Below are 8,931 nucleotides of genomic sequence, written 5' to 3'. Positions count from 1 at the left end.
ACACCCCCACGCCCCCAACCCCCTGACACCCCCCGCCCCCGCCCCCGCCCGCCCCGCCCGCCGATCTTGCAGTTTCGGCCCTCTTGATGCGCACAATGCGTGGTTTGTCGAGGCACAAAGTGCAAGATCGGCGAGGCGGGGTGGGGCGAGGCGAGGGCGAGGCGAGGGCGAGGCGGGGTGGGGCGAGGGCGGGGCGGGGAGGGAGGTAGGGGTTAGGGGTTAGGTTGTGGTGCAGGGCAGGGTGTCGAGGGTGATGTTGGTTGGCGGGGTGTTGGTCGTGGACCAGCTGGCCAGGAAGCCGACCTCGATCGTCCCGCCCGGGGGCAGGGTGGAGTTCCAGGACGTGGGAGTGACCGTCACGTCCGGGCCGTCCTGCCGGATCGTGCCGTTCCAGAGCTGGCTGATCCGCTGCCCGTCCGAGAACCGCCAGCGCACCGTCCAGCCGCTGTGCGCCCGACCGCCGGTGTTGGTGATCCTGACGCTCGCCTGGAAGCCGCCCGGCCACTGGTTGGAGACGGTGTAGGTCGCCCGGCAGGCGTCCGGCCCGGTGGTCGGCGTGACCGTCGGCGAAACGGTCGGGCTGACCGTCGGCGAAACCGTCGGGCTGACGGTCGGGGAGACGGTCGGGCTGACCGTGGGGGAGACGGTGGGCGTCGGGGTCGGGTTGATCCGGGTCGGGTCGACGATCCCCCAGTACGCCGACTTGGCCTGGAGTTCCGTGTCGAACAGCAGCGGCGCGTCCTTGCGGGCCACCGGGAAGGTGTCCAGCCAGGTGTCGTCGTCTGCCAGCCCCCACAGGGTGACCGAGGTCAACTCGTCGGCGTAGCGGCGGTAGAGGGCGAACAGGTCCCGGTACTTGTACGCCTGGGTCAGCAGCCGGTCGGCCGGCGGGGTGGGGAAGGACTCGTTGTTGTTGACGTAGATGCTGATGTCCATCTCGGTGACCTGCTGCTCCACCCCGAGCGGGACGAACGCCTGGAGCATCGCCTCGGTCTCGGCGATCGACGGCCACTGGACGTTGACGTGCATCTGGTGCCCGACGCCGTCGATCGGTACCCCTTCGGCGCGCAGTTGGCTCACCAGGTTGCGCAGCTTGTCGCGCTTGGCCGGCACGTTGGTGTTGTAGTCGTTGATGTAGAGCTTGGCCGTCGGCGCGACCTCCCGGGCCACCCGGAACGCGGTCCGCAGGTAGTCCAGCCCGCTGATCTCGTGCCAGCGGCTGCGCCGCAGCCCGTCGGACTGGTTCTCGTCGATCACCTCGTTGGCGACGTCCCAGACCCCGATCGCGTCGCCGTACCGGCCGACGACCGCGCGGATGTGCGCCTCCAGCCGGGACAGCAGCAGGGCCTTGTCGGCCGGGTCCGAGGTCAGCGGGGTGCCGTCGGTGTCGGTGAAGACCCAGGCCGGGGTCTGCTGGTGCCAGACGAGGGTGTGTCCGCGTACCGCCAGGTCGTTGTCGGTGGCGAACCCGACCTGCGTGTCGGCGTCGGCCCACCGGAAGGTGCCCTCGGTCGGCTGGGTGGCGTCCCACTTGAGCGCGTTGCCAGGGGTCACCGTGTTGAAGTGCCGGCGCAGCAGGGTGGCCTGGTCGCCGATGATCTGCCGGTTGCTGATCGCCGCCCCGATCGGGAAGTCGGCGGCCAGCACCTCGCGCAGGGCCGGGATGTCGGTCTGCACCGGCTTGGTCGGCTGGTACGCCATGGTGAAGTCGTCGATGTGCAGGTCGGCGGTGCCGCTGGCGGTCTCCACGTACGCCGACAGCCCGTCCACGTCGTGGGCGAGCACGTACGTGCCACTGAGCCGGACCCAGGCGTCGGCCGTGACGGCGGTGTTGCCCACCACCTGGTCGTAGGCGGAGGTGCCGCCGGAGTCGCGTTGCACGCTGAGCCGGACCTGGCCGGGCGACTGGCCGGCGGCGAGCCGCACCCACACCGTCAGCGTGTAGCGGGTTCCCTTGACCATCTCGTCGAGCAGGTCGATGGTGGGGCCCTGCCAGCTCGCGGTGCGGCCGGAGGCGAGCAGGCTGCGGGTGCCGCCGTGGGCGACGGCGGTGCTGACCGCGACGGTCTCACTGGCCCGGGACCGGAAGCCCTGGGTGGTGCCGTCCTCGAAGGTGGCGTCGAGCACCACGACGGGGTCGGCGGCGCGGGCGGGCGGGGTGGTCAGCGGGACGGCGGCGACCACGGCGACGGTGGCGAGGGAGGCCAGGGCCAGCAGCCCCGGCAGAAGGCGGTGACGGCGCGTCCAGGGAGCGCGCATAGGGGTGTCCTTCCGGTACGGATGGATGCGCGCGGACCGCTGGGGAGAGGTTCTCGCGGAGGCGGGCGCACGCCGGTCGACCGGCATGAGCCCGCATGCCGGTTGGTCGTGGTCCCGCTCCGCTCGCGGCACCCGCTGCCGGGCACCGCTGTCGAGGTCCGATCGTACGGATCACGGACGTGCCGCACCAGCGCGGCGCGGTAAAGGCGAGCCGCGCGACGCCGAGAGTCCTCTGTGGTCGGTGCCGTACCCTCGGGGAGGTGTTCGAGCAGGCGGAGGACGTTCTCGGGTTTCTGGTGGTCGCCGGCATCGTGGTGCTGCTCGTGAGGCAGTACGACGCGGCGGAGGCTCGGAAGGCCGCCGACCGTGACCCGGTGGCCCCCGTCAGGGGTGCGCCAGCAGGTGGCACGAAGACCTCCGGGTGCGGTGCAGCCCTTGCAGGCTCCACCGCACCCGGAGGTCTCAGCTATTGGGGAAGTGTCTAGTACGTGCCGTCGAGGTGCCCCCGCAGCTTGGTCAGCGCGCGGGCCAGCAGCCGGGAGACGTGCATCTGGGAGACGCCGATCTGCTCGGCGATCTGCGACTGCGTGAGGTTGCCGTAGAACCGCAGCGTGAGGATCTTCTGCTCCCGCTCGTCGAGGGTGGCGAGCGCCGGGCCGAGGGCCACCCGTAGCTCGGCCAGCTCGAACTCGCTGTCTTCACCGCCGAGCATGTCGCCGAGTTCGGTCGCCCGGTCGCCGTCGCCGGTCGGGGTGGACAGCGAGACCGCGTTGTAGGCGCGGGCACCCTCCAGGCCCTCCAGCACCTCTTCCTCGGTGAGCTTGAGGTGGGCGGCGATGTCGGCGACCGTGGGCGAACGGCCGAGGGTCTGCAGCAGCGAGCTGTTGGCGTCGGAGATGGCCAGCCGCAGCTCCTGGAGCCGGCGCGGCACCCGGATGTCCCAGGTGCGGTCGCGGAAGTGCCGCTTGAGCTCGCCGATGATGGTGGGGATCGCGTAGCCGGCGAAGTCGACGCCGCGGGACGGGTCGAACTTGTCGATCGCCTTGATCAGGCCGACGGCGGCGGTCTGGGCCAGGTCGTCGGTGGGCTCGCCCCGGCCGCTGTAGCGGTGGGCGAGGTGGTTGGCGAGCGGCAGCCAGGCCTCGATCGCCCGGTCGCGCAGCGCGGCGCGCGACGGGTGGTTCGCCGGCAGCGCGGCCATCGCGTTGAGCAGATCGGCGGCGCTGTCGGTGAGTGCCCGCGGGTCCAGCTTCGCGGTGGTACGCGGTGTGGTGGTCGCCGGCACGCTGGTCGTTGGCGCGGTCATGGATGGTCCTCCCTGCACCTCGTCCGCGAACAAAAGACGTGACGCTTTGGTTTAGCTTCGAGTTGGCCGTTCGGAAGTCACATTAGCCTGATCGGCCCGACAAAATCTAGCCGAAAGTACGATGTACTTAAGTGACTTCCAGTCATGAAACCGCCAAAAAGGGCGAAACCTCATCGGATTGTGAGCCTCCTCGCATGGGCGGACGGCCGTCTGGACCGGCCGGACATCGACGACCGTGCGCCCGGGCGGGCCGGATCGGCCGGCCGACCGGTCCAGTAGCCGTCGGATGACCGGCGCCGAATGTCGGCTTTCCGTCGTTGTCCCGTTAACGGGACGGGCCGTAGCGTGCGGGTACGTGACCAGCCTCGGAGGTTCCGTGCTCGACCCCGCCGCACCCCAGCTCGTCGTGAACAGCCGCACGCTCTACTTCAGCTGGCTGCCGGCGGACGCGGACGCGGTCGCGGCGCTGGTGCCGGCCGGGTTGCGACCCTCCCCCGACCGGCAGGTCTTCCTCAACCAGTACGTGGTCGACGACGAGAGCCAGAGTTCCGGGTTCGGCGCGTACTCGCTGACCTACCTCGGGGTGTCGCTGGCGGGGGTGGACGCGCCCGGCGGCAGCCCCGGCGGCTGGTGGACGCACTACGTGACCTCCAGCGAGCGGGTCCGCGCGTACGCCGTAGCCCGGGGCGCCCCCGCCGCCACCGGCCGCACCCGCATCGAGCGGCGCGACGGGCGCATCGTCGCCGAGACCGAGATCGACGGAGTGCCCATGATCCGCGCCTGGTGCGAGGTGGGTGAGACGGGCCAGACCGTCAGCGGTGGCCACCACCGTTACTTCACCCGCCGGGACGGACAGTTGCTCAGCTCCGTCTACCCGTACGTCGCCGAGCCGGTCAACCCGTTCGTGATCGAGTCGGTGGAGTTCCTGGAGCCGGGGCACCCGATCTACGCGCTGCGCCCGGAGAACCCGCTGACGATCGGGTTCGGCTTCTACTCCCCGCGCGCCTCGTTCGCCTACCCCGGCGGGCTGACCGTCCACGGCCCCGACTCCGACGCCGTGCCGGCCGCGCCCACCCGGGCCCGGGTCGACGCCGTGTCGGTGCCCGCCTGAGCGCTCACCACGTGCCGGCCCACCGGGCCCGCAGCGGCCGGCCGTCGGGGTCGTAGAGCAGCCGGTACGCCGGCAACGCCCAGGCCCGCGTGTACCAGGGCAGCCGCTCCGGCCGGTGCGGCAGCAGCCGGCCGGGCGGACGGGGACCGACCCGCCCGGAGTCGTACCACCGGCGCAGCGCGTCGGCGGCGGCGGTGACCGCCGCGACGGCGTCGGCAGGGTCGACCAGGTCGGCGTCCTCGCCGCCGGCCGGATCGCGGTCCAGGTGCTCGCGCCACAGCCGCAGCCGCAGCTCCCGGGCGAAGAGCCGGGCGCCGTCGCCGAGGCCGGCAGGATCGGTCGGGGCCCGCTCGTCCCGGGTCTCGTCCAGCACCGCGCAGGACAACTCGCTGTCGTGGGTCCAGGACCGGCGGTTGAAGTTGTCGCTGCCCACGCTGGCCCACACGTCGTCGACCACGCACACCTTGGCGTGCACGTACACGGGGGTGCCGGCGTGGTTCTCCACGTCGAAGACGTGCACCCGATCCGGGGCGGCGCGCTCGCAGAGCGACAGCGCCTGCTCGCGGCCCACCGTGTTCGGCGGCAGCGCCAGCCGGCCGTCCACGTCCGGATACCGGGGAACCACGGCGACCAGGTGCAGGTCGGGATTCTCCCGCAGCGCCCGGGCGAAGAGGTCGGCCACCTCGGTGGACCACAGGTACTGGTCCTCCAGGTAGATCAGCCGCCGGGCCCGCCGGACCGCCTTGGTGTAACCGCGGGCCACGGTGCGCTCGCCGTCGGGAGCGAAGGGATAGCGGGGCCGGACCGCCGGATAGGTGCGCAGCACCTGCACGTGGTGCGGGCCGCAGGGCGGCGGGTCGGCCGGCTGGTCCGGCAGCGGGTCGGGCCGCAGGTCCGCACCGCGCAGCCGGTCGCGCAGGTAGGCGAGGGGGTTCTCCGAGTCCAGCGGCGTCGGGTCGGTCCACCGCTCCCGGAAGGTGCTGTCGAGCGCGCCCACCGCCGGCCCCCGCACGGCGAGCTGCACGTCGTGCCAGGGTGGGTGCTCCCCGTAGCGGGTGGACATCTGCACGGCCTGCGGGTCGCCCCGGTGCTCGTCGTCGTCGCGCCGGCTGTGGCACAGGTCGATCCCGCCGGCGAAGGCGACGTCCCGCTCCGGCGCCCGGGGGTGCCGCAGCACCACCAGCTTCTGGTGGTGCGAGCCGCCCCGGCGGACCCGCTGGTCGAGCAGCACCTCCCCACCGGCGGCGGAGATCGTCTCGCTGAGGTTGCGGTTCTCCTCCTCGCTGTAGGACAGGGCGTCGAGGTGGGAGCGCCAGATCAGCCCTTTGACCACCACGCCCCGCTGCGCGGCCTGGGCGAAGAGCTGGGCCACGGTGGGCCCGTCGGGGCGCAGCCGCTGGTCCGGGTCGCCCCGCCAGTCGGTGAAGAACAGGTGGTCACCCGCTTCGAGGGCCTCCACCTCGCTGACCAGCCGGTCGAAGTACGCGGCACCGTGAATTAACGGCTCGGCGAGGTTTCCGCTGGTCCAGACGGGTAACTCTGACACCGGGTTGGCGCGTTCCCGTGCGCTGAGCAACCACGTGTGCGGTGCCACCGTTCCAGCCCTCCGAGGTCGACAACGTCCTCACGGTAGGACCCCCGTCGTGGGTCCGCATCCCGACCGGTGATCCGGTCACGACCCCCGACGAACGCCCGATCAACGACGCGAACACCGAGGAGGCAACACCATGCCCGGCGAGACGACGAACTCCGTGACCGAGCACCGCGAGCAGGCGGTCGAGAGTGAGCGGGGTGCTCTGGTGGCCGTGTTGCTCATGGTGATCCTGGGCGTCGCGGGCATCTTCGCCGTCTCCTGACGCACACCTCGACGCCCGGTGGGCGCCTCCGGCGATGCCGGAAGCGCCCACCGGGCGTGCTGCGGTACTCAGGGCCGGGGCGCCTGGCCGTTGGTGTGCGGCAGGCGCTCGGCGGGAACGACACCGAGCCGGCCGGCCTGGAAGTCCTCGACCGCCTGGAGCAGCTCGTCGCGGGTGTTCATGACGAACGGCCCGTAGTGCGCCACGGGTTCCCGGATCGGCTCGCCGCCCATGATGTAGAGGTCCAGCGCCGGGGTGTGGCTGTCCTGGCTGGCGTCCGCGGCGAAGCGCAGCGCGTCGCCCGGACCGTGCACGGCCAGCTGGCCCGTGTGCACCGGGCGCCCGTCGGTGCCCACCGTGCCCCGCCCACCGAGCACGTAGACCAGGGCGTTGAAGTCCGGCCGCCACGGCAGGTCGACCTGGGCGCCCGGCTGCACGGTCACGTGGGTGATGGTGATCGGCGTGTGGGTGGAGCCCGGCCCCTGGTGCCCGGCGATCTCGCCGGCGATCACCCGGATCAGCGCACCGCCGTCCGGCGTGGTCAGCAGGGCCGCCTCCCGGCCACGGATGTCCTGGTAGCGGGGCGGGTTCATCTTGGCGGCCCGGGGCAGGTTCACCCAGAGCTGGGTGCCGTGGAACAACCCGCCGCTGAGCACCAGGTGCTCCGGCGGCGCCTCGATGTGCAGCAGGCCGCTGCCGGCCGTCATCCACTGGGTGTCACCGTTGGTGATGGTGCCACCGCCGCCCTGCGAATCCTGGTGGTCCATGATCCCGTCGATCATGTAGGTGACGGTCTCGAACCCCCGGTGCGGGTGCCAGGCGGTGCCCCGCGGCTCGCCCGGGGCGTAGTCCACCTCGCCCATCTGGTCCAGGTGGATGAACGGGTCCAGCTCGGTCACCGGCACGCCGGCGAACGCCCGGCGGACCGGGAACCCCTCGCCCTCGTAGCCGCTCGGCGCGGTGGTCAGCCGGCGGACCGGCCGGAACGCGGTGGACTCGTCGAGCCTGGGCAGGCGGGGCAGGACGAGCACGTTGTCGACGGTGATGGCGGGCATCGGAGACTCCTCAGCTGTGGGGGTGGGCGGTGGACGCGTCGCGGTCCGCGCGGAGGCGCCGGCCGAGTCGCTCGAAGATCCGGGTGAGGCAGGCGACCTCGTCGTCGTCGAGGTCGTCCACCAGGTGGGCGCGCACCGAGCGCAGGTGGTGCGGGGCGGCCTCGCGCAGGGTCAGCAGCCCGGTGGCGGTGAGCACGGCCTCGCTGCCACGGCGGTCGTCGGGACAGGGTTCGCGGGCGACCAGGCCCCGCCGCTGCATGGCGGAGATCTGGTACGTCAGCCGGCTCGGCGAGAAGACCAGCCGGCCCGCCAGCTCGCCCATCCGCAGCCGCTGGCCCGGCGCCTCGGAGAGCAGCACGAGCACGTGGTAGTCGGCGAAGCTGAGCCCGCTGTCGGCGCGCAGATCCTCCTCGATCTGGGTGAACAGCCGCTGGCTGGCCTCGATGTAGGCGCGCCAGGCGGCGAGCCGCTCGCTGTCCAGGCTCTCGGTCATGCCGAAACAGTAGCACTCTTTCAAAATTTAACTAGTGCTGTGTGAGCGCGGTTACGGTGCTGCTGGAGAAGTACGTACAGATTCGAATGAACGTGCCCGGCGGGGGCGGGCGTACGACCGGGACGCCAGGGTGGTTTCCGGCGTCCCGGTCGTGCACACCACGGGGAGTGCGGCGGAACGAGCTGTGTCACGCGGTGATTGCCCGGGCTCCCGGCGGGTGGCCGGGCGCCCGGGACCGGCTCACCGGTGCGGTGCTGGCGCCGTCAGGTGCATCCGGCCGAGCAGCTGACGGGCCTGCTCGGCGAACTGCGCGTCGACGATGACGGCGTACTGGCCGGCGCGCAGCGAACTGGCCGAGGTGAAGTCGCGTCGCCCGCCGGTCATCGCGTGCGCGACGGCGCCGAACACGGCCCCCCAGATCGCGCCGACGAGCAGCCCGACCAGGATCACCGCGATCCAGTTGCCGGCGGTGAAGATCCCGAACAGCAGCCCGATGAAGAGCCCGAACCAGGCGCCCGTACCGGCGCCCGCCAGGGCCGCGCGCCCGGTGGTCATCCGGCCGAGCACGGTCTCGACCAGGGTGAGGTTCGTGCCGACGATGGCGCTGTGCTCGACCGGGAACCGGTTGTCCGCCAGGTGGTCCACCACGCGCTGGGCGGACGGATAGTCCGGGTACGAACCGATCGTCACGGTTGGCGGGCCCGTCTCCGGGCCGTGCCCGTCGTGGCTGGGGGCGGTCGGCCGGCCGGCGGGACCGGACGGGAGGGTGTCACCGCCCGGCATCCCGGGCCGCCAGGCCGACGTCGGACTCGACGGTGTCGTCATTGATCTCCTCCTTCGTCAACCACCCG

Annotated in this window: 8 protein-coding genes; 2 read left to right on the top strand and 6 right to left on the bottom strand. The window is 72.0% G+C overall.

Annotated elements, in window-relative coordinates; all coding sequences use genetic code 11:
* Nucleotides 1-219 precede the first annotated feature (219 nt).
* Complete coding sequence (locus ABZ809_RS22700) at nt 220-2,259, bottom strand: endo-1,4-beta-xylanase (protein WP_357564574.1); 2,040 nt, start codon at nt 2,257-2,259, stop codon at nt 220-222.
* Between the two features lie 481 nt (nt 2,260-2,740).
* A complete protein-coding gene (locus ABZ809_RS22695) occupies nt 2,741-3,565 on the bottom strand; it encodes a SigB/SigF/SigG family RNA polymerase sigma factor (protein WP_357564573.1) in 825 nt (274 codons plus the stop codon).
* Between the two features lie 355 nt (nt 3,566-3,920).
* Here ABZ809_RS22695 and ABZ809_RS22690 point away from each other — a divergent pair, with 355 nt between their 5' ends.
* Entirely contained in the window at nt 3,921-4,676 is a 756-nt protein-coding gene (locus ABZ809_RS22690) for a hypothetical protein (RefSeq protein WP_357564572.1), read from the top strand.
* Between the two features lie 4 nt (nt 4,677-4,680).
* Here the strand turns inward: ABZ809_RS22690 and ABZ809_RS22685 are convergent, their stop codons facing one another.
* The gene (locus tag ABZ809_RS22685) at nt 4,681-6,270 is read right to left on the bottom strand and encodes a phospholipase D-like domain-containing protein (protein WP_357564571.1); all 1,590 of its coding nucleotides are present in this window, start codon (nt 6,268-6,270) and stop codon (nt 4,681-4,683) included.
* A 133-nt stretch (nt 6,271-6,403) separates the two neighbouring features.
* Here ABZ809_RS22685 and ABZ809_RS22680 point away from each other — a divergent pair, with 133 nt between their 5' ends.
* The gene (locus ABZ809_RS22680) at nt 6,404-6,532 is read left to right on the top strand and encodes a hypothetical protein (protein ID WP_357564570.1); all 129 of its coding nucleotides are present in this window, start codon (nt 6,404-6,406) and stop codon (nt 6,530-6,532) included.
* Nucleotides 6,533-6,600: 68 nt separating this feature from the next.
* On the opposite strand, the gene ABZ809_RS22675 is transcribed toward ABZ809_RS22680, so the two are convergent.
* The 3 genes from ABZ809_RS22675 to ABZ809_RS22665 all read right to left on the bottom strand — a co-directional run bounded on the left by ABZ809_RS22675 (nt 6,601) and on the right by ABZ809_RS22665 (nt 8,905).
* Nucleotides 6,601-7,587, bottom strand: coding sequence for a pirin family protein (locus ABZ809_RS22675; RefSeq protein ID WP_357564569.1), 987 nt, complete (start codon nt 7,585-7,587; stop codon nt 6,601-6,603).
* A 10-nt stretch (nt 7,588-7,597) separates the two neighbouring features.
* The gene (locus ABZ809_RS22670) at nt 7,598-8,080 is read right to left on the bottom strand and encodes a MarR family transcriptional regulator (protein WP_357564568.1); all 483 of its coding nucleotides are present in this window, start codon (nt 8,078-8,080) and stop codon (nt 7,598-7,600) included.
* A 240-nt stretch (nt 8,081-8,320) separates the two neighbouring features.
* Nucleotides 8,321-8,905, bottom strand: a complete 585-nt coding sequence (locus tag ABZ809_RS22665; RefSeq protein WP_357564567.1) for a general stress protein — start codon at nt 8,903-8,905, stop codon at nt 8,321-8,323.
* Nucleotides 8,906-8,931: the final 26 nt, after the last annotated feature.

Source organism: Micromonospora sp. NPDC047074 (assembly GCF_040643815.1).
Taxonomy (GTDB): domain Bacteria; phylum Actinomycetota; class Actinomycetes; order Mycobacteriales; family Micromonosporaceae; genus Micromonospora.
Note: the sequence above shows the minus strand (reverse complement) of the source record. Positions and strands in the feature narration are given on the sequence as shown.